Origin of the sequence: Sphingomonas sp. LY29, from assembly GCF_035593985.1 — a bacterium.
GTDB lineage: Bacteria > Pseudomonadota > Alphaproteobacteria > Sphingomonadales > Sphingomonadaceae > Sphingomicrobium.
The window spans coordinates 2,163,204-2,180,823 of record NZ_CP141587.1 but is presented as its reverse complement, the minus strand read 5'-3'; the positions used below and the strand labels follow the sequence as shown (position 1 = coordinate 2,180,823).

General features: G+C 64.9%; 21 protein-coding genes and 1 other RNA gene. 10 read left to right on the top strand and 12 right to left on the bottom strand.

Going from position 1 to position 17,620, the window contains the following annotated elements; genetic code table 11:
• The first annotated feature begins 8 nt into the window (after nucleotides 1-8).
• Nucleotides 9-278 (top strand): 30S ribosomal protein S15, encoded by a 270-nt coding sequence (rpsO, locus tag SH584_RS11080; protein ID WP_322841052.1) that lies wholly within the window; start codon nucleotides 9-11, stop codon nucleotides 276-278.
• 189 nt (nucleotides 279-467) lie between these two features.
• Nucleotides 468-2,834, top strand: coding sequence for a polyribonucleotide nucleotidyltransferase (pnp, locus tag SH584_RS11075; protein WP_324807069.1), 2,367 nt, complete (start codon nucleotides 468-470; stop codon nucleotides 2,832-2,834).
• Between the two features lie 67 nt (nucleotides 2,835-2,901).
• Here pnp and SH584_RS11070 read toward each other — a convergent pair whose 3' ends face one another.
• The 3 genes from SH584_RS11070 to SH584_RS11060 all read right to left on the bottom strand — a co-directional run bounded on the left by SH584_RS11070 (nucleotide 2,902) and on the right by SH584_RS11060 (nucleotide 5,001).
• Complete coding sequence (locus tag SH584_RS11070; RefSeq protein WP_324807068.1) at nucleotides 2,902-3,129, bottom strand: YgaP family membrane protein; 228 nt, start codon at nucleotides 3,127-3,129, stop codon at nucleotides 2,902-2,904.
• Nucleotides 3,130-3,266: 137 nt separating this feature from the next.
• Complete coding sequence (nadC, locus tag SH584_RS11065) at nucleotides 3,267-4,112, bottom strand: carboxylating nicotinate-nucleotide diphosphorylase (protein ID WP_324807066.1); 846 nt, start codon at nucleotides 4,110-4,112, stop codon at nucleotides 3,267-3,269.
• Nucleotides 4,113-4,152: 40 nt separating this feature from the next.
• Nucleotides 4,153-5,001: a metallophosphoesterase family protein gene (locus SH584_RS11060; protein ID WP_324807064.1), complete on the bottom strand. Its 849-nt coding sequence runs from the start codon at nucleotides 4,999-5,001 to the stop codon at nucleotides 4,153-4,155.
• A 70-nt stretch (nucleotides 5,002-5,071) separates the two neighbouring features.
• On the opposite strand from SH584_RS11060, the gene SH584_RS11055 reads away from it, so the two are divergent.
• Nucleotides 5,072-6,142 (top strand): phosphotransferase family protein, encoded by a 1,071-nt coding sequence (locus SH584_RS11055; protein ID WP_324807062.1) that lies wholly within the window; start codon nucleotides 5,072-5,074, stop codon nucleotides 6,140-6,142.
• Here the strand turns inward: SH584_RS11055 and SH584_RS11050 are convergent, their stop codons facing one another.
• From SH584_RS11050 to SH584_RS11035, 4 genes are read right to left on the bottom strand one after another with little or no spacing between them, the layout of a single operon-like run.
• Nucleotides 6,143-6,655 carry an NUDIX hydrolase gene (locus tag SH584_RS11050; protein WP_324807060.1) on the bottom strand — a complete coding sequence of 171 codons (513 nt, stop codon included), beginning with the start codon at nucleotides 6,653-6,655 and terminating at the stop codon, nucleotides 6,143-6,145.
• Entirely contained in the window at nucleotides 6,652-7,329 is a 678-nt protein-coding gene (locus SH584_RS11045) for a TPM domain-containing protein (protein WP_324807058.1), read from the bottom strand. The genes SH584_RS11050 and SH584_RS11045 overlap by 4 nt, the downstream gene beginning before the upstream one ends.
• The gene (locus tag SH584_RS11040) at nucleotides 7,329-8,153 is read right to left on the bottom strand and encodes a TPM domain-containing protein (protein WP_324807056.1); all 825 of its coding nucleotides are present in this window, start codon (nucleotides 8,151-8,153) and stop codon (nucleotides 7,329-7,331) included. Before SH584_RS11040 ends, SH584_RS11045 begins: the two co-directional genes overlap by 1 nt.
• Before the next feature lies 1 nt (nucleotide 8,154).
• Nucleotides 8,155-8,754, bottom strand: a complete 600-nt coding sequence (locus SH584_RS11035) for a LemA family protein (RefSeq protein WP_322841061.1) — start codon at nucleotides 8,752-8,754, stop codon at nucleotides 8,155-8,157.
• A 122-nt stretch (nucleotides 8,755-8,876) separates the two neighbouring features.
• On the opposite strand from SH584_RS11035, the gene mscL reads away from it, so the two are divergent.
• Nucleotides 8,877-9,302: a large conductance mechanosensitive channel protein MscL gene (mscL, locus tag SH584_RS11030; protein ID WP_324807053.1), complete on the top strand. Its 426-nt coding sequence runs from the start codon at nucleotides 8,877-8,879 to the stop codon at nucleotides 9,300-9,302.
• A gap of 97 nt (nucleotides 9,303-9,399) precedes the next feature.
• On the opposite strand, the gene ssrA is transcribed toward mscL, so the two are convergent.
• Nucleotides 9,400-9,758, bottom strand: a transfer-messenger RNA (tmRNA) gene (ssrA, locus tag SH584_RS11025).
• Between the two features lie 107 nt (nucleotides 9,759-9,865).
• Between ssrA and SH584_RS11020 the strand changes: the two genes are divergently transcribed.
• The 3 genes from SH584_RS11020 (at nucleotide 9,866) to SH584_RS11010 (ending at nucleotide 11,737) form a co-directional block, all read left to right on the top strand.
• Nucleotides 9,866-10,150: a hypothetical protein gene (locus tag SH584_RS11020; RefSeq protein ID WP_324807051.1), complete on the top strand. Its 285-nt coding sequence runs from the start codon at nucleotides 9,866-9,868 to the stop codon at nucleotides 10,148-10,150.
• 98 nt (nucleotides 10,151-10,248) lie between these two features.
• Nucleotides 10,249-10,995, top strand: coding sequence for an NUDIX hydrolase (locus SH584_RS11015; protein WP_324807050.1), 747 nt, complete (start codon nucleotides 10,249-10,251; stop codon nucleotides 10,993-10,995).
• Nucleotides 10,988-11,737, top strand: coding sequence for an extensin-like domain-containing protein (locus tag SH584_RS11010; protein WP_416385132.1), 750 nt, complete (start codon nucleotides 10,988-10,990; stop codon nucleotides 11,735-11,737). The genes SH584_RS11015 and SH584_RS11010 overlap by 8 nt, the downstream gene beginning before the upstream one ends.
• An 88-nt stretch (nucleotides 11,738-11,825) precedes the next feature.
• Here the strand turns inward: SH584_RS11010 and SH584_RS11005 are convergent, their stop codons facing one another.
• Entirely contained in the window at nucleotides 11,826-12,104 is a 279-nt protein-coding gene (locus tag SH584_RS11005; protein WP_322841065.1) for an SWIB/MDM2 domain-containing protein, read from the bottom strand.
• Nucleotides 12,105-12,182: 78 nt separating this feature from the next.
• Nucleotides 12,183-13,001, bottom strand: a complete 819-nt coding sequence (locus SH584_RS11000; protein ID WP_324807048.1) for an LD-carboxypeptidase — start codon at nucleotides 12,999-13,001, stop codon at nucleotides 12,183-12,185.
• A 50-nt stretch (nucleotides 13,002-13,051) separates the two neighbouring features.
• Here SH584_RS11000 and SH584_RS10995 point away from each other — a divergent pair, with 50 nt between their 5' ends.
• The gene (locus tag SH584_RS10995) at nucleotides 13,052-14,440 is read left to right on the top strand and encodes a glutamate ligase domain-containing protein (protein WP_324807046.1); all 1,389 of its coding nucleotides are present in this window, start codon (nucleotides 13,052-13,054) and stop codon (nucleotides 14,438-14,440) included.
• 57 nt (nucleotides 14,441-14,497) lie between these two features.
• Here SH584_RS10995 and SH584_RS10990 read toward each other — a convergent pair whose 3' ends face one another.
• Both SH584_RS10990 and SH584_RS10985 read right to left on the bottom strand, forming a co-directional pair.
• Nucleotides 14,498-15,049, bottom strand: a complete 552-nt coding sequence (locus SH584_RS10990) for a hypothetical protein (RefSeq protein ID WP_324807043.1) — start codon at nucleotides 15,047-15,049, stop codon at nucleotides 14,498-14,500.
• 172 nt (nucleotides 15,050-15,221) lie between these two features.
• Nucleotides 15,222-15,479, bottom strand: coding sequence for a hypothetical protein (locus SH584_RS10985; RefSeq protein WP_324807041.1), 258 nt, complete (start codon nucleotides 15,477-15,479; stop codon nucleotides 15,222-15,224).
• Nucleotides 15,480-15,595: 116 nt separating this feature from the next.
• On the opposite strand from SH584_RS10985, the gene SH584_RS10980 reads away from it, so the two are divergent.
• Together SH584_RS10980 and SH584_RS10975 are read left to right on the top strand one after the other, a co-directional pair.
• Nucleotides 15,596-16,813 (top strand): sensor histidine kinase, encoded by a 1,218-nt coding sequence (locus SH584_RS10980; RefSeq protein ID WP_322841070.1) that lies wholly within the window; start codon nucleotides 15,596-15,598, stop codon nucleotides 16,811-16,813.
• A complete protein-coding gene (locus tag SH584_RS10975; protein ID WP_322841071.1) occupies nucleotides 16,806-17,564 on the top strand; it encodes a LytR/AlgR family response regulator transcription factor in 759 nt (252 codons plus the stop codon). The genes SH584_RS10980 and SH584_RS10975 overlap by 8 nt, the downstream gene beginning before the upstream one ends.
• Nucleotides 17,565-17,620 lie beyond the last annotated feature (56 nt).

The following is a 17,620-nucleotide window of genomic DNA, read 5'->3' as shown; positions in this document are numbered from 1 at the left end:
GTTTGACGATGTCGATTACCGCTGAGAAGAAGCAGGAACTGATCAAGGAACACGCCCAGAACGACGGCGACACCGGTTCGCCCGAAGTCCAGGTGGCCATCCTCACCAGCCGCATCGTAACGCTGACAGAGCACTTCAAGACGCACGCGAAGGACAATCACTCGCGCCGCGGCCTGCTGATGCTGGTCAACAAGCGCCGCAGCCTGCTCGATTACCTCAAGCGCAAGGATGCCCAACGCTACAGCGACCTGATCGCCAAGCTCGGCCTCCGCAAGTAACAACCAAGGGCGCCCTAGAGGCGCCCTTGTCCTATCGGGCGCCCCGCAATTCGGTGGGGCGTTCATCAGAGGCCGCAGCGCCTCGACCCGCCGCGGGCCGGATCGCCCGCAACCCCGGGATCCCACGAATTCTTCGTGGGTGGGGATGATGAACTCGCCCGCATCCGGCGGCCGAGCGAAGGAAAAACTATGTTCGATATCAAAACCGTGGAAATCGATCTTGGCGGCAAGACCCTCAAGCTCGAAACGGGCCGAGTTGCCCGCCAGGCCGACGGCGCCGTGTTGGCGACCCTTGGCGAAACCGTCGTGCTGTGCGCCGTCACCGCCGCGAAGAGCGTCAAGCCGGGTCAGGACTTCTTCCCGCTGACCGTCCATTACCAGGAAAAATTCTCCGCCGCCGGTCGTATCCCGGGCGGCTTCTTCAAGCGTGAGCGTGGCGCGACCGAAAAGGAAACGCTGACCAGCCGCCTGATCGATCGCCCGATCCGCCCGCTGTTCCCGGAAGGCTTCTACAACGAAGTCCTCGTGATCGCGCAGGTCCTGTCGTACGACGGAGAGAATGAGCCCGACATCGTCGCCATGTGCGCCGCGTCGGCCGCGCTGACGATCAGCGGCGTTCCCTTCATGGGCCCGATCGGCGCCGCGCGCGTCGGCTACATCGACGGCGAATATATCCTCAACCCGACCAATTCGCAGGTTGCCGAGGGCGAACTCGACCTCGTCGTCGCCGGAACGCCCAACGCGGTGATGATGGTCGAATCCGAAGCCAAGGAGCTTTCGGAAGACGTTATGCTCGGCGCGGTGATGTTCGCGCACGCCGCCTCGAAAAAGGTTTGCGAAGGCATCATCCAGCTCGCCGAAAAGGCCGCGAAGGATCCGTGGGATCTCGACCTGCTCGACGACAAGGCCGAGACCAAGGCGAAGCTCAAGGGCGTCATCGGCGCCGATCTCGAGGCCGCCTACAAGCTGACCAACAAGCAAGCTCGTCAGACCGCGATCAACGCGGCGCGCGAAAAGGCCCGCGAAGCGTTCGCCGATCTCGAAACGTCGGATCCGGCCGCATACCTCGGCACGCTGAAGCTGGTGAAGAAGCTTGAGGCCGACGTCGTTCGCGGTGCGATCCTCAAGGACGGCCGCCGCATCGACGGCCGCGACACCAAGACCGTTCGTCCGATCGAGGCGATGGTCGGCTTCCTGCCGCGCACCCACGGTTCGGCACTGTTCACCCGCGGCGAAACGCAGGCGATCTGCAGCACCACGCTGGGCACAAAGGACGCCGAGCAGATGATCGACGGCCTCGAAGGCCTGAGCTACTCGCGCTTCATGGTGCACTACAACTTCCCGCCCTACTCGGTCGGTGAAGTCGGTCGCTTCGGCGCCCCGTCGCGTCGCGACACGGGCCACGGCAAGCTCGCATGGCGCGCGCTGCACCCGATGCTCCCGTCGCCAGAAGAATTCCCGTACACGATCCGCGTTCTCAGCGACATCACCGAGAGCAATGGCTCCTCGTCGATGGCCACCGTCTGCGGCGGCTCGCTGTCGATGATGGACGCCGGCGTTCCGCTCAAGCGTCCGGTCGCGGGCATCGCCATGGGCCTGATCCTCGAAGGCAAGGATTTCGCGGTTCTCAGCGACATCCTTGGTGACGAAGATCACCTTGGCGACATGGACTTCAAGGTTGCCGGTACGTCGGAAGGCATCACCAGCCTGCAGATGGACATCAAGGTCGCCGGCATCACCGAGGAAGTGATGAAGGTTGCTCTGGGCCAGGCGAAGGAAGGCCGCGCGCACATCCTGGGCGAAATGGCGAAGGCGCTCGACCACACCCGCGAAGAGATGTCGGCCCACGCGCCGCGCATCGAGACCATGTCGGTGCCCAAGGACAAGATCCGCGAAATCATCGGAACGGGCGGCAAGGTCATTCGCGAAATCGTTGCGACGACCGGCGCCAAGGTCGACATCGACGACGAAGGCGTGATCAAGATCTCGTCGAGCGACGTCTCGCAGATCGAAGCCGCTCGCCAGTGGATTCACGGCATCGTGGCCGAGCCGGAGCCCGGCACCATCTACACCGGCAAGGTCGCCAACATCGTCGATTTCGGCGCGTTCGTGACCTTCATGCCTGGCAAGGATGGCCTGGTGCACGTTTCGGAAATCCGTAACGACCGCGTCGAGAACGTTCGCGACGTCCTGTCCGAAGGCCAGGAGGTCAAGGTCAAGCTGCTCGAGGTCGACCAGCGCGGCAAGGTTCGCCTGTCGATGCGTCTCGTCGATCAGGAAACCGGCGCCGAGCTGGAAGACACCCGCCCCGCACGCGAACCGCGTGAAGGCGGCGACCGTGGCGACCGCGGTCCCCGTGGCGATCGTGGCCCGCGCCGCGATGGCGGCGGTGGTCGTGGTGGCGATCGCGACCGTGGTCCGCGCCGTGACGGCGGCGACCGTGGTCCGCGCGGTGAAGGCCGCGGCGATCGCGGTCCGCGCCGCGAACGTGAGGACAGCGACAACGGCCCTGCGCCCGAGTTCGCCCCCGCGTTCCTGAAGCGCGACGACGACTAAGCGATCCGACCCACGTCAGATCGACGAAAGGAAAAGGCCTGGCAGCGATGCCGGGCCTTTTTCATTTCTACAGCGACAGCCGCTCGTCTTTTTCGCCGTGGACGTGACTGTCGATGTCGATCGCTCGATAGATCAGGCAACTCCCCAGCACTGCCGTTGCCAGCAGGTAGACGGCGATCGCAATCAGCAGCCAGCCGAACCAGCCTTCGATCGGCTGCGCCCATACCAGCAACGCCAGGATCACCGCTGCGATGCCGCGTACGACTCGGTCGGCAGGACCCATGTTGTTGACCATCATCACACTCCCCTCGCTTGCGGCCGGCACACGGCGGAAGCGTCGGGCGCCGGCATGGGCGCGTCGGGGCACGGGAAGTGACCCGTCGGGCCAACGTGGACCCTACAGGAAAGTGGGCCCGATTTCCACTTGGGGCCTCAGCTTTGGAGCGTGAAGTCGAGGCCGATGTCGACCGCGGGCGCCGACTGGGTGATCCGACCGACCGAGATGAAGTCGACGCCGGTTTCGGCGATGGCGCGAATCGTGTCGAGATTGACCCCGCCCGAGGCTTCTAGAGGCACACGTCCGCCAACGATCGCCACCGCTTCGCGCAGCATGTCGGGCATCATGTTGTCGAGCAGCAATCGCTCCGCACCCGCTTCGATCGCCGGCTCGATCTGATCCAGCCGGTCCACTTCGACCTGGAGTTGGAGGCCGCTGTCGAACGCCTTGGCGGCGCGGACCGCTTCGATGACTCCGCCCGCGACGCCGACATGGTTGTCCTTGATCAACAGGCCGTCATCCATCCGCATCCGGTGATTGTCCGCCCCGCCCATTCGCGCCGCATATTTGCCGAGCAGGCGCAGGCCCGGGATGGTCTTTCGCGTGTCGAGCAAAGTGGCGCCGGTGCCGGCGATGGTGTCGACATAGCGACGGGTGAGCGTCGCGATCCCTGACAGATGCTGGAGTGTGTTAAGCGCGCTTCGCTCGGCCCCAAGCATTGCACGCGCGTTGCCGTCCAGGCGCATCAGCACCGTCCCGGCGGGAACCGCGTTCCCGTCGTTCACGAGCTTTTCAATCCGCACCTCGCGATCGAGCGCGCGGAAGAAGGCCGCGGCGATGTCGATGCCCGCGACCACGATCGGTTCGCGGCAATTCATCTCGGCCGTGAATCGCGCCGACGAGTCGATGGTCGCGCGTGACGTCACGTCCCCGCCGGATCCCAAATCCTCGGCAAGGACGCGGTCGACGAAATCGGCGAGATCGAATTGAGGAAGCTGCATGCCCCCTGCTCTGGCGCAGCGTGCCGTACGCTGCAAGCGGTCAGGTCGCGGCTTCGGTCAGTTCTTCGCCTTGCTCGGTTTCCCAATGCTCTCCGCGCCGGACGAACCGGGTCGCATCGCGGCTGGCGAAACCCGTCCCGTCCCACGCCTGCACCTTCAGCTTGGCCGTTCCTAGGCCGGTCTCAATGATGTTGAAGCTCTGCTCTTCGTCGCGCAGCCGCGTCGAGGTTGCGGTCCCCGCCTGGATGACCAGCGCCGATCCCGCGCCGGTGACGAGGTCGGTCGCATGATGCGACGAAGCGCGGTGATTATGCCCGGCCAGCAGCAGGTCTACGCCTGCGCTTGCCACGACGCCGAGCGCCAGCTTCTGCCGGCCAATCGCCTTCCCCAGCTCCGGGCCATCGCCGACGGGCAGCGCGAACAGCGGGTGGTGGGTCACCAGGATCCGGGTCGTCTCTTCCGGCACGCGCTGGAAGGTCTGCTCGATCATCGACACCTGCTCGTCGTTGATCCGCCCGTCCTTGATGGTCAGCGACCGGGCAGTGTTGATGCCGAGCACCGCTGCATCGGGTAGCTCGTGAAACGGACACAACGTCTCGTCGATGAAGCGCTTGTACCGAGTCAGTGGCGACAGGAATCGCCGCAGGACATCGTAGAGCGGAATGTCGTGATTGCCGGGGACCGCGAGCACTTCATGCCCCGCGCCTCTCAGTCGGCCCAAAAAGTCGCAGGCCAGTTCGAACTGTTCCTTGCGCGCGCGCTGCGTGAAGTCGCCGCTGACGACGACGAGGTCGGGCTTGGTGTCGTCGATGCGCTGCTCGACCGCCTCGACAAGGCGGTCGTCATGGGCACCGAAATGGACGTCGGAAAGGTGAACGATCTTGGCCATGCGCGGATTAACGCCGAACCATCGTCATCGTTCACCTTGCGCGGCGCGAAAGCGCGTCTAGGCTTTTGTCATGGACAGGACCGAAGCGAACAGCGGCACACGCGACGTCAGCGAGCGGCTTCGCTTCGACGTCGACGCGCTCGGTCGCTGGATGAGAGATCACGTCGACGGCTTCGCCGGCCCGCTGAGTGTCAGCCAGTTCAAGGGCGGACAGTCCAACCCGACTTATCGCCTCGACACTCCGGCCAAGTCCTACGTCCTTCGCCGCAAGCCGCCCGGCAAGCTTTTGCCCGGCGCCCACGCCGTCGACCGCGAGGCGCGGGTCATGAGCGCCCTGGGCGCGAAGGGCTTCGCGGTGCCGCACGTCCATGGCCTTTGCGAGGACGAAGGCGTCATCGGCACGCCCTTCTTCGTGATGGACATGGTCGAGGGACGGATCGTGTGGGAGGCGCATTTCCCCGGCCTCGATCCGGCGACACGCGCCGCGCACTTCGACGCGATGAACGCCACCATCGCCCAGCTTCACTCCTTCGATCCCGCCGCGATCGGCCTCGGCGATTATGGACGTCCTGCGGGCTTCGTCGAGCGACAGGTCGCGCGCTGGTCGAAGCAGTACCTGGCGGACACCGACGCGGGCCGCCTGCCCCAGATGGACGCGCTGGTCGACTGGCTCGGCACGCATGCCCCGCCCGACCGGGGCGACTCGCGTGTCGTGCATGGCGACTTTCGCTGCGACAACATGATCTTCGATCCCGCCGCCCCGGTCGTCGTCGCGGTGCTCGACTGGGAATTGTCGACGCTCGGCGATCCGGTGGCCGACTTCGTCTATCATTTGATGATGTACCGCATGCCCTCGTCGATCTTCGCGGGGCTCGCGGGTATCGACCTGGAGCCGCTCGGTATCCCGAGCGAGGCCGACTATATCGCCGCTTACTGCCGCCGCACCGGCCGCGAGCGACTGCCCGACGTCGATTATCTCGCGGTGTTCGTCATGTTCCGCCTCGCCGCGATCCTGCACGGCATCAAGGGACGAGTCGTTCGCGGAAACGCCTCCTCGGCCCATGCAGCCGCAATGGTCGAGAAACTGGAGCCGTTGGCCGAGCTCGCGCTGGCGCAGACGCGAACCGCCAAACTCGACTGATCAGTCGGTCAGGACCGACGGCCCCAGCAACAACAGCAGTTTCACGTCGACCGCGCAGCCTTCGCCGCGCTTGGAGTCGAGGAAGGCAGGAATATCCGCGCGCGGCACGAGGTGGACGACGATCTCCTCGACTTCGGTCCCGCCCCCCTCGCCGATGCGCCGAAGCCCGCTGGCGCGAACCAGCGTGAAGCCTTCCGACACCATGCCCGGCGACGAATGGAAGAAGCCGACCCGCTCGATTCGCTCGGCGGTGAAGCCGGTCTCCTCTTCCAATTCCTTGATCGCAGTATCGTCGACGCCCGCGTCGGGGTCCTCGTCGCCGACCAGCCCGGCGGGAAGCTCGATGCAGCGCTGGCCGAGCGGCACCCGATACTGCTCGATCAGCACGACCTGGCCCTCATGCTCCGCCAGGATCACGACCGCGCCGACCCCACCGACGCGGCGGACATATTCCCACCGACCCTCGCGCACCACCTCGACGTAGCGGCCGAGCCACATCGATTCGGCAGTCACAATTCGATCAGCTTGTCTGGGATTTCGTTGCTGTCCCCGGCGGTCTTGGGGAAATGCTGGGCAAGCACCTCGCCGATCAAGCCGATCGCCGCGACGATTCCGTCCGCGGGCCGCCCCTGCTTCACCTCGGCAAGCAGCGCCGCCATCGCCTCGCCCCACGTGTCGGCATTGGTCACCGAGGTAATGGCCTCGTCGGCCACGATCTCGGCGCGATGCTCCGCCGTCGACAGATAAATGAGGATGCCGGTGCGGCCGATCGTCCGCTTTTCCGCGCCCGTCCTGAACAGCATGATCGCCCGGCGGCGTACGCGGCGCAGCTTGGTCGAGGCAGGAGTCAGCGCCAGCCGAAGCGGCATCCATTTGCATGCGTACAGCACAAGCAGGAACACCAGCAGCGCCACGAACAGCTGCAGGGTCAGCAGGTCGCGCAAGGCAGGCTCGCCCGCCCAACCACTGATCAGGTCGCGCGCGCCCTCCAGCCAACCGGGCATCGCGGCGAAGATGCCAAGCGACACGAACAGCGCCAACACCGCCCAGTGAAGCCCGACGTCATGATAGCTGTCCGACAGGTCGGTCGCGATCGCGACGATCTCGCCATCGCTCTTCGCTTCCGCCGCCGCGATCGCCGTGCTGACGCGGGCATGGTCGTCGGCGCTCAGCCGGATCACGTCCATCACCACCCCCCCGAAGCGCCGCCGCCGCCGAAGCCGCCGCCGCCGCCCGAAAAACCGCCGCCGCCGCCAAAGCCGCCGCCGCCACCGAAGCCACCACCGCCCCAGCCGCCGCCACGCGACCCACGCGAAATGGCGTCGAGGCCCCACAGGATTACCGCCGCGTCGCCGGAATCGAAGCCTCCGCGCTTGCGATATTTGCGACCGCCACGAACGCCGCGAGCGATGCTGGTCAGGATGACGAAGAAGATGATGACGATGGCCATGACCGGGATCGGATTGACCCCGCGGTCCGACCGGCGCGCCTCGGCCGCGCCGATATCCTGCGCGCGCTTGGCCGCTTCGGCCGCGGGCAGCTGCATCGTTTCGATGATCCGGTCTGCACCGGCAGTAATCCCGCCGGGCATGTCGCCTTCCTTGAAGCGTGGAAGGATCGCCTCGCGGATGATCACGCTCGACACCGCATCGGTCAGGAAGACGCGCGCACCATATCCGGTCTCGATCCGAACCTTTTTCTCGTTCGGCGCGACCAGAAGGATTACGCCGTCATCCTCCTGGGCGTCGCCGATGCCCCACGCCCGGCCCAGCCGATAACCATAGTCCTCAATCGTCCGCCCTTCGAGGCTGCGGACGGTCGCGACCACGAACTGCCGTCCCGTCGCCGCCTCCAGGGCCTCCGACTTGCTGGTCAGGTCGACGACCTGCGCAGGCTGTAACAGCCCGGCCTGGTCGACGACCCGCCCGGTCAGCTTCGGAAAGGTCTGCGCGGCAGCGGGGGCGGCGACAAGGAGCACCGCCAGCCACACGCCGGCAAGGAAACGGACCATCTTAGCCCGTCGTGTCGAAATCGACCTTGGGCGCTTCCTGGGCGCCCGCAGCGGCTTCGAACGGGACCTTGGGCTTGGCGCCGTAGAAGATCTTCGCGCCGATCGCGTCGGGGAAGGTCCGGATGCGGGTGTTATAGGCCTGCACCGCCTCGTTATAATCGCGGCGGGACACCAGGATCGAATTCTCGGTGCCCTCGATCTGGCTCTGCAGCGTCAGGAAGTTCTGGTTCGACTTCAGGTCGGGATAGGCTTCCTGCAGCCGCTGAAGCGGGATGATCGCCTGCGTCAGGCGATTCTGCGCCTCGTTGAAGGCGCGCACCTTGGCGGGATCGTCGAGGTCCTCGGCGCTCAGCGTCACCCGGCCTGCGCTCGCACGCGCCTCGGTGACCTGCTGGAGCACGCTGGCTTCTTGCTTGGCATAACCGCGAACGGTCTCGACGAGGTTCGGGATGAGATCGGAACGGCGCTGATATTCGCTCTGAACGTCGGCCCACTTGGCGTTGACGTTTTCCTCGGCGGTCGGAACCGAATTGAGGCCGCAGCCGGCAAGGCTAAGCGCGGCAATCGGTGCGATCAAAGCGGTACGAGAGAATGCAGTCATCGGTGCGGCCCCCTAAAAGCCCATATGCAAGGCAGTGAATCTAGGGGAGTGTGTTACGTCTTTCAATCACCTGCCGATGCGATAGATTGGATTCCTTCGCCACTGGAACAGGGAGCAACGCGATGCTGACCGAATTCAAGGCCTTCATTGCCCGGGGCAACGTCCTCGACCTCGCCGTCGCCGTCATCATCGGCGCGGCCTTCGCCACCATTACTGCCAGCCTGACAGACGACGTCATCATGCCGGTTGTCGGCGCGATCTTCGGCGGGCTCGATTTCGCCAATTACTTCACCGTGCTCGGCCCGATCCCCGAAACCTTTCAGGGCGATCCGACCAGCTATGCCGCGCTGAAGGCGGCGGGCGTCGCGGTCCTCGGCTGGGGGCAGTTCGTGACCGTTGTGATCAACTTCCTGATCCTGGCGTTCATCATCTTCCTGATCGTCCGCTACGCCAACCGCCTGATTCGCCGTCCCGACCAAGCGCCCGCCGGTCCGACCGAGGTCGAATTGCTTAGCGAAATCCGCGACGAGCTACGCAAACGCCCGTAAACCACCGCGAACGTCGTGGACGTGCGCTGGCAATCAGGCGTCGGCGATGACGGAAATAGTCCAGGGGATTCTGTTGCCCGGCTCCCCTGGAGGCCGCTGGATTCCCCTTCTGTTGCCCGGTGGGGTCCGACCGCGCTTTTGTCCTAGTAACCTATACCGTGAGGCATTGGGTTACGCGGCAATCGCAAGAGCCTCGTTATCGTTGGCACTTGTGTGAATGAGCCGTCGCGGTGGTCTCATACCGATCGGCAACTGGGACTTTATTGCACTCGTCGATCCTATTTCGCCCCCATCAGCAGCCAACCCGAATTGAAAAATTCGCATGATCCGCTGGTGGTGGAGGCGCCGGGGTACTGCCCCCCGGGTCCGAAATGCCTATTCCACCCAATCATCTACCGACGTAGCCGGTTGCCCGGCATGGCCAAGATAGGCTCCTCTGCTCCGCGAGACAAGCGATTGACAAAAGCGACGCTTCCGGGGAACCGTTACGGATGTGGTTGCGTTTGAACCGCTCATGTGAGGACGGCGCTGCGCCACCACACGATTAAAAGGGGATTTTTCCAATGAAGAAGCTTTCGTTCGCGCTGGTTGGCGCTTCCGCTCTCGCTCTGGCCGCTTGTGGCGGTAAGGGCGACGACACCCTCGCCGACAACGTCGAGGACAACTATGAAGCCGCCGCCGACAACCTCGAAATGATGGCCGACAACACCGCCAACACTGGTGAAGCCGCTGCCCTCGAGAACCAGGCTGACGCTCTTGAAGCCGAAGGCGACCGCAAGGCCGACGCCATCGACGACGCAGACGTGAACGCGTCCGCGACGACCCCGGCCGACGTCAACGCGATGTAAGCCATACCATCCCTTCCGGGGGGTGGAAAAGGAAGGGCCGGCGCCTTCGGGCTGCCGGCCCTTTTTCTTTGGATCGAACAGCTTCTACAGCAGGCTTCATGCACGACGACGCCATTCCCGCCGCCACCCTGATCGTCTGGCGCGACCCCACTCCCACTTTCGCCGATCCGCGAATTCTCGTAGTGGAGCGGTCGTCGCGCATGGCTTTCGCGGCTGGCGCGACCGTTTTTCCCGGCGGCCGGGTGGATAACGCCGACCGTCGATTCGCTGCGGAACTGGGCTCGCCCGATGAGGCGGCCAAGATCACCGCGATTCGCGAAACGGTCGAGGAGAGCGCGGTGTTGGTCGCTGCGGACGCCGCTCCCGAGGCCGGTCCCGAACTTCAGCGGCGACTACTCGCCGGCGACGACTTCGCCGACGCGATCGCGACGATGGGGCTGCGCCTCGACCTCGACCTGCTCGTGCCGTTCGCGCGATGGATGCCGGCATTCAAGCAGCCACGGAAGTTCGACACGATCTTCTATCTGGCGCCCTCGCCTAAGGGCGATTGGCCGACCACGCCACAACCCGGCGAGTGCGTCGCCGCCGAGTGGGCATCGCCAGAAGACATTCTGAAGCGGATCGAGCGCGGCGACGCCCACGCGATCTTCCCGACCAAACGTAACCTGGAACGGCTGGCGCGGCATCGCCTGCTGACCGCCGCGATCGAAGATGCGAAGGATCACTCGCTCGATACAATCATCCCGTGGGTCGAGGACATCGACGGCGTGCCTCACGTCCGCATTCCCGGCGATCGCGGCTATCCGATCTTGTTCGAACCGCTCACGACCGCCTTTCGTGCCTAAACCCCGCAGCGCCCGGATCGGATGCTGGCTGACGATCCTCCTGTTGGTGGGCGCACTCTTCCTCGGGTGGCGCGAATATCAGCGGGTGGTGGTCGAAGAGCCCGAACGCTTCCCCTGGACGCCGCTAAGCCTCGACGATCCGGTGGGGCCCTTTACCGGTCGCAAGCTCGCCGCGCTCACCGACGACGGTCCGGCGTGCAAAGCCCTACTGGACGCTGCCGGCTTCGCGGAGGTCGCCGCCCCGCCCCGGTCGGCCGAAGGCGGCCAGTGCGGTTACGACGACGGCGTGCGCCTGACGCCCGAAACCGACCGGTCGATCGATTTCCGGCCCGATGGACTGGTCACCGCCTGCCCGGTCGCGGCGGCACTGGCGATCTGGGAACACGATGTGGTCCAGCTCGCCGCGCGTCGCCATTTCGACAGCCGCGTCACGCGCATCGACCATGCGGGAAGCTACAGTTGCCGGCGTCTCTACGGGCGCAGCGACGGCCCGTTCAGCGAGCATGCCACCGCCGATGCGGTCGACATCGTCGCTTTCCGCCTGGCCGACGGCCGCCGCATCACCCTTCTCGGCAACTGGAACGGCAAGGTGGACGAAAAAGCCTTTCTTCGCGACGTTCGCGATGGCGCCTGCGACCTGTTCTCCACCGTCCTGTCGCCCGATTATAATGCGGCGCATGCCGACCATCTTCACTTCGATCAGGCATCTCGCGGCGCGACCGGTTGGCGCGGCTGCCGCTGAAACGAATCACTCGGGCATGAAAAAAGGGCCTGCGACTTGGCCGCAGACCCCGTTTTTCGTTTCCCGCCGATGAGCGGAAGAAGCTGTCTTAGCTGAGGTGCTTCGACAGGTGCTTGTTCATTTCGAACATCGTGCACTTGTCGACGCCGAAGACTTTCTTCAGTTTGTCGTCGGCCAGAATTTCCCGCTTATTCTGCGGATTCTGGAGGTTATTCTTGCGGATGTGATCCCAAACCTTCGACACCACTTCGCTGCGCGGCAAGGGGTCCGATCCGACCACCGCTGCGAGTTCGGGCGACGGGGTCACCGGGCGGGCGAGACCGCCACCTGCTTTACGACCGGTACCGCTTGATGCTGCTTTTGCCATGAGGCCCTCCTGTTGTTCTGCAGAGTGGTAGAGCGCAAACGGCACCCCCTTGCAAGAGGGGCGACGCAAGAGGCCCGCTCAGTCGAGCGCAGGGCGGAACGGGACGACCTTGTTCGCCGCGTCGTGACCGATATCGGCCGGCCCCAGATAGGCAATTCCGCTGCGTCCGCACCACTCGCGAACGATCGCTTCGGCGTCCTTGCCGAAGACCGGGTCGTTGTCCGGCACTTCGGTGATGCGCCCCAGCCGGATGCCGGCGCATCGCGCGACCGCCGCGCTGCTGGTGACGTGGAACATCATCCGGTCGATCCGATACTCATGCTCGGCGACATCCTCGATCAGCAGCTCGGCACCGGTGAAGTCCGGTTCGAGCGGTGTGCCCAGCAGGCTCGACAGGACGGTCAGGTTAAACGCCATCGAGCGCCGCGTCGGTGAAAGTCCGCCCTCAAGCGATGCCGGGTCGCGATCGATCAGCCAATCGAGCGCACGGCGAACCGCGTCCGCTCCGCCGTCCCGGAGCACGTCCTGCACCATCGGCCCATGCGCGACCTGCAGGCCAGCGCGGTCGAAGGCGGCAAGCAGGAAGCCCCCGTCCGAAAAGCCCAAATACGTCTTGGACCGCGCCGCCGGTGGCAGGTCGGCCATCGCCGCCTCGGCAATCCGGTTCGATCCATAGCCTCCGCGCGCAAACCAGACCGCGTCCACCGTCTCGTCGGCCATCACCTCGCGCAGTGCCGCCAACCGCGCGGCATCGCTTCCGGCGAAGTGTCCGTCGGAGAAGAAACATTGAGGATGGACCATTAGGGCTGCCCCGCCGCGCTCGGCGAGGATGGCGGCCACGCGCTCGGCGGCGATCGGGCTGAGCGGGCAACTGGGCGCGACGACGGCGATCTTCATCGCATGCAGCAATTGCACATGGCGCGGGCGCCGAATAGGGCTGCGAGACAATGACCAATCGATATTATTTCTGCGGCGTCGGCGGCAGCGGAATGCTGCCCCTCGCCGCCATCCAGCGCGCACAGGGTTCCGATGTCGCAGGATCGGACCGCTCGCTCGACGCCGGCCGCCTGGGCGCGAAATTCGACTATCTCCGCTCGCTCGGGGTCTCGCTGTATCCGCAGGACGGGTCGGGCCTGGTTACGGGCGATACGCTGGTTACCTCCGCGGCGGTCGAATCCTCGATCCCCGACGTGGTCAGAGCGCGCGAACTCGGTCTGGAGCATGTCACCCGCCCGCAATTGCTGGCGCGACTGCTGAACGACGCACAGGTTAGCGTCGCCATCGGCGGGACCAGCGGCAAGTCGACTGTGACCGGGATGATCGGCTTCATCCTTCACGAGCTCGGTCGCCGCCCGACCGTGATGAACGGCGCCGTGATGAAGAATTTCGTGACCGACGACGCGCCCTTCGCATCGGCGCTGGTCGGCGATCCGGGGCTGTTCGTCAGCGAGGTCGACGAAAGCGACGGTTCGATCGCGCTCTATCGACCGACCGTTGCGGTGCTGGGCAACATCAGCCTCGATCACAAGACGATGGATGAGTTACGCGGGTTGTTCGCCGGTTTTCTCGAGGCGGCCGACAAAGCCGTTGTTAATCTCGACGATCCCGAAAGCCGCGCGCTGGCCGAAGCGGTGCCGGCGGATCGGCGGGTCGGTTTCGGCTTCGATAGTCCCGGCGCCGCGGTCAGCGGCCGCAACCTGTCGCTGTCCGCCGACGGCCTGACCTTTAGCGTCCAGACTAGCGGCGACAGCACAGAGGTCAGCCTCTCGCTCCCGGGGCGCCACAATGCGCAGAATGCGTTGGCGGCGCTCGCCGCCGTCGTGGCGCTAGACGTTCCGGTGGCCGATGCAGCAGCGGCCCTAACCGGCTTTGCAGGCCTCAAGCGGCGGCTGGAGACGGTCGGCGTCGCACGCGGCGTGACGGTGATCGACGATTTCGCGCACAATCCCGACAAGATCGCCGCGACGCTTGCCACCCTGACCCATCGTCCCGGCCGCCTGCTGGTGATTTTCCAGCCGCACGGATACGGTCCCATCGCCAAGATGGGCGACGACCTTGCCGCCACCTTTGCCAAGGGTCTTCGCGCCGACGACCGGCTCTACCTCAGTGATCCCGTCTATCAGGGCGGAACGGTCGACCGGTCGAAAGGATCGGAATGGCTCGCCAGCGCTATCAGCGATGCCGGCGGCAACGCCATTCACATCGCCGAACGCGCCGCCATCGGAGACAAACTCGTTCGTGAAGCGGCAGAAGGCGACACGATCGCGATCCTTGGCGCGCGCGACGACACCCTCAGCGAATTCGCCGCGGAGATCGTCGCGCGTCTGGGTGCATAGTGCACGGGCAAGCATTGCAGAGCTCACCCGCCATTTTCCGTCGGTGAAGCTGCCCGATTAGGCGGCGGCGGCCTGATCGACCTTTTCCACCCATTCGGGCCAGAACACCGGCTCGCGGGTCGACCAGCCGGGCGCGGTCGCGGCGCTTTCGCTGATCGACTGAAGCAGCACGCGGCGACGGTCGGGGTGGAGGTGCGGAAGCGACGCGGCCGCGCAGAAAGCCGCGGGCAGCCACGGCCGCACGCCCGCGCCAAGCAGTCGCTCGTACAGGAAGCGATACGCCGCGAAGTTGAGTAGGCGATCCTGCCCCAGGTCATAGGCCGACAGCGTCACCAGCATCCCCAGGAACGGTTCGATCATGTCGAGGCCGCTGTCGTCGGGGATCTGCAGGCGAAGGTGCTCGATCTGCTTGTAGAAGCGTGCCTGCGCATTGATCGAAGCGGCTTCGATCTCGTCTCGGGCCCAGGTGTCGACGGGACTGGAGCGGCCATAGGCGACGTCGAGCGACCGGCGGATGTAGCGCTGCGTCGCCTTCGGGAACGCTGCGAATTCCTTTATCTCGGTGATCAACAACGCGCCACTCGCGGGTTGACTCGTCCTGGTCGTCATCCACCCAACTCCTTTTGCCTTGGGTGGATCATGCGGCCAGCGTGGTTGCGAAACGCTTAACCAAAATCCCACCCCCCATTCAGATTGAATCAGAGGGGTGGGATCGTCGCAATGTTAAAATGTCACCGAACCGACTTCTGCCGGTGCGTGTGATGTTTGAGGCACGCTGTTATTACGCCTTCGACTTATCCTCGGGAAAGCCCGAAGACGGCACAGGCCTCTTGGTGCTTGGCTGCGTCGCCGAGCTGGGGTCGGACGCGTCCATCGATTCATCGCTACCGAGATCGGCCTTCGCATCGTCGTTGCGCGGTTCCTTCTTCACCTTGAGTTCGAGTTCGCGGTTCGGCGCGCCCGAAAGGGTCGGCTCGCGCGCCGATTGGTCATTGTCATTGCTGGTCATGTTGGTCTTCCGCTCCTTGTGTTCGGTCAACGAGCGTCAACGACGCCCGTTCCTGCACCGCGCTTCGACCGGCGGCGGGCTGCGCTCTGCCAACGGGCGGTTGGGCGATTGAATAGGGGACCGCACAAGGCATAGGAAGGACGGACATGGCTGCCCTTTCCGCATTTTCGCCGCACGGTCGCTTCGCCGACTGGCGGCTCGCAACGCAATCGATCATCGGCTTTTGGGCCTTTTATCTCGTCACCGTCCTGTTGCGCGGGTTGATGGGGCCGGAGGCTGCTTCCGCAATCGCGTTCCGCTTTCTCAACGCCGGGGTCGGCCTGTTGCTGACCTTTGCCATCTACATCGGGCTGCGATTACTCGCCCGCGAAGGCACCGTCCGGCGAATGGCGATCGTTGCCGCGATCGCGTCGCTTCCGGCGGCGCTGATCATGTCGGTGCTCAGCCTGAAGCTTGCGACCGTGTCCGATCCGATGGGCCCCTCCTCCCGCATCACGACGCAGGAAGGCGTGGCGATCGTCCAGCGAGGCAATAACGTCCGCATCGTCCGGCAGGACGGCAACGAGCTTGAGGTCAACCTGCCGCCGATGGAAGAAATCATCGCGAGCAAGCTTCCGCGCCTGATCGCCGACGGCACGGTCACCTGGTATTTTATGTTCGCGGCGTGGTGCGCCTTCTTCATCGCCATGACCGAACAGCGCCGCACCCGCATTGCAGAGACGCGCCTTGCCGCCGCCGAGACCGCCGCCCACGCGGCGCAGGTCAGGGCGCTGCGCTATCAGGTCAATCCGCACTTCCTGTTCAACACGCTCAACAGCCTGTCGTCGCTGGTCATGTCGGGCCGGTCGGATCGCGCCGAAAACATGCTGATGGCTCTATCGACCTTTTTCCGCACCAGCCTGTCGATCGACCCGTCTGCCGACGTCAGCTTGGCCGAGGAAATCCGGCTGCAGAAACTGTATCTCGATATCGAGAAAGTGCGTTTTCCGGATCGCCTTCACGTGACGATCGACATCCCCGCCGACTTGGCCGAAGCGCGGGTGCCGGCGCTGATCCTCCAGCCGATCATCGAAAACGCGATCAAGTACGGCGTGTCGGTCACGACGGCGCGGGTCGAATTGACCATCACGGCGCACCGGCTCGACGATGGTCGGATGCAGCTCGACATCGCCAACCAGGTCGCCGACGGACAGGGCCGCAGCCGCGCCGTCGGCAATGCCCCGCACCAGGGAACCGGCCTTGGCCTTGCCAACGTTTGCCAGCGATTGACCGCGCATTATGGCGCGAAGGCCGATTGTCGCTTCGGTCCGATCGACGGCGGCTATAATGTCTCGATCGCAATTCCCGTGGAGGACGATGACTGAGCAGCGCGCCTTGAAGGTCCTGATCGCCGACGACGAGCCACTCGCCGCCGAGCGATTGCAGATGATGCTGGCACGGATCGACTCGATCCACCTCGTCGGCACTGCGCATGACGGCGAAAGCGCCGTCCGGATGGCCGAGGCGCTAGCGCCCGATCTCGTCCTGCTCGACATCGCCATGCCGGGACTGGACGGGATCGAAGTCGCTCGCGCGCTGTCGCGACAGCCGGTTTCGCCGGCGGTCGTGTTCGTGACGGCGTTCGACCAGTTCGCGGTCGCGGCCTTCGACGTGGCCGCGATCGACTATCTGATGAAGCCGGTCGACACCGAACGGCTGTCACGCGCGATCGAGCGAGCCGTCGATTACATCGCGACCCGCGACGCCGAGGGCACGCCGGACGAGCCCGCCACGCCGTCGTCTCCCTATCTCGAGGAATTCTGGGCATCGGACCTGACCGGCCTGGTCCGAATCGCCACGCGCGACATCGACCGGGTGAGTGCGGAGCGCGATTATATGCGCCTGCACGTCGGCAATCGCAGCTGGCTGATCCATCATTCGATGACCGCGCTGGAGGAAGGCCTCGATCCCGAACGGTTCGTGCGCCTGCACCGGTCGGCGATCGTTCGCCGCGACTTCATCGCCGGCTTCAGCCGGAATGCCTCGGGTCGCTGGATCGCGCGGCTTGCCGACGGCAGCGAACAGCCGGTCGGCCGGCTCTACGCCGATCAGGTGCGGACGATTGCCGGACGATAAGACTTCCTCACGCTTGTTCTTTTAAATCAGGCGCTTAAGCTTCGCATCATCAATCC

Bases quoted from the DNA above. Each gene is read 5' to 3' on its own strand.
- nadC (WP_324807066.1), bottom strand. From the start codon at position 4,112: ATGCAGCTTCCTCAATTCGATCTCGCCGATTTCGTCGACCGCGTCCTT.
- SH584_RS11040 (WP_324807056.1), bottom strand. From the start codon at position 8,153: ATGGTCCGTTTCCTTGCCGGCGTGTGGCTGGCGGTGCTCCTTGTCGCC.
- SH584_RS11035 (WP_322841061.1), bottom strand. From the start codon at position 8,754: ATGACTGCATTCTCTCGTACCGCTTTGATCGCACCGATTGCCGCGCTT.
- SH584_RS10980 (WP_322841070.1), top strand. From the start codon at position 15,596: ATGGCTGCCCTTTCCGCATTTTCGCCGCACGGTCGCTTCGCCGACTGG.
- SH584_RS11070 (WP_324807068.1), bottom strand. From the start codon at position 3,129: ATGGTCAACAACATGGGTCCTGCCGACCGAGTCGTACGCGGCATCGCA.
- pnp (WP_324807069.1), top strand. From the start codon at position 468: ATGTTCGATATCAAAACCGTGGAAATCGATCTTGGCGGCAAGACCCTC.
- SH584_RS11015 (WP_324807050.1), top strand. From the start codon at position 10,249: ATGCACGACGACGCCATTCCCGCCGCCACCCTGATCGTCTGGCGCGAC.
- SH584_RS11060 (WP_324807064.1), bottom strand. From the start codon at position 5,001: ATGGCCAAGATCGTTCACCTTTCCGACGTCCATTTCGGTGCCCATGAC.
- SH584_RS11005 (WP_322841065.1), bottom strand. From the start codon at position 12,104: ATGGCAAAAGCAGCATCAAGCGGTACCGGTCGTAAAGCAGGTGGCGGT.
- SH584_RS11045 (WP_324807058.1), bottom strand. From the start codon at position 7,329: ATGGACGTGATCCGGCTGAGCGCCGACGACCATGCCCGCGTCAGCACG.
- mscL (WP_324807053.1), top strand. From the start codon at position 8,877: ATGCTGACCGAATTCAAGGCCTTCATTGCCCGGGGCAACGTCCTCGAC.
- rpsO (WP_322841052.1), top strand. From the start codon at position 9: ATGTCGATTACCGCTGAGAAGAAGCAGGAACTGATCAAGGAACACGCC.
- SH584_RS11055 (WP_324807062.1), top strand. From the start codon at position 5,072: ATGGACAGGACCGAAGCGAACAGCGGCACACGCGACGTCAGCGAGCGG.
- SH584_RS11000 (WP_324807048.1), bottom strand. From the start codon at position 13,001: ATGAAGATCGCCGTCGTCGCGCCCAGTTGCCCGCTCAGCCCGATCGCC.
- SH584_RS10995 (WP_324807046.1), top strand. From the start codon at position 13,052: ATGACCAATCGATATTATTTCTGCGGCGTCGGCGGCAGCGGAATGCTG.
- SH584_RS10990 (WP_324807043.1), bottom strand. From the start codon at position 15,049: ATGACGACCAGGACGAGTCAACCCGCGAGTGGCGCGTTGTTGATCACC.
- SH584_RS11020 (WP_324807051.1), top strand. From the start codon at position 9,866: ATGAAGAAGCTTTCGTTCGCGCTGGTTGGCGCTTCCGCTCTCGCTCTG.
- SH584_RS10975 (WP_322841071.1), top strand. From the start codon at position 16,806: ATGACTGAGCAGCGCGCCTTGAAGGTCCTGATCGCCGACGACGAGCCA.